The sequence below is a fragment of the Rhodopirellula sp. UBA1907 genome (assembly GCF_002337565.1).
Lineage (GTDB): Bacteria > Planctomycetota > Planctomycetia > Pirellulales > Pirellulaceae > Rhodopirellula > Rhodopirellula europaea.
Window position 1 is genome coordinate 33,788 of record NZ_DDGH01000096.1, and the last position, 322, is coordinate 34,109.

At 60.6% G+C, this 322-nt stretch carries 1 protein-coding gene; it reads right to left on the reverse strand.

The window, feature by feature from the left end:
* On the reverse strand, window positions 1-322 hold a 322-nt coding region (locus B2R17_RS23040), incomplete at both ends, for a hypothetical protein (protein WP_286765855.1).

Here is a 322-nt window from a genome sequence, read left to right on the forward strand (position 1 = left end):
TGTTGGTCGCCGTGTCTCGCGTGGTCGCGGTCTCGCCATCGTTGGTCAATGTGATTGTGAAAGCGACGCGATCGCCGACGTTGGGAGCCGGATTGTCGACGGTCTTTTCCAGCGACAAATCGATGAACTCGACACGGGCGGTCACGCTGGCTTGGTCGTCTTCGGTCGGTTCGTTGTTGTCAGGCGTGCTGTCCGAGTCGACTTGTCCGGCCGCGATGACTTCGGTGCGGTTGGTGATTGTCGGAGAGTCGGCGGTCACGTTGTTGTTGACGCTGGCGTTGATGATCAACATCGCGGTGCCGGAGGGAGCCAACTCGCCGAC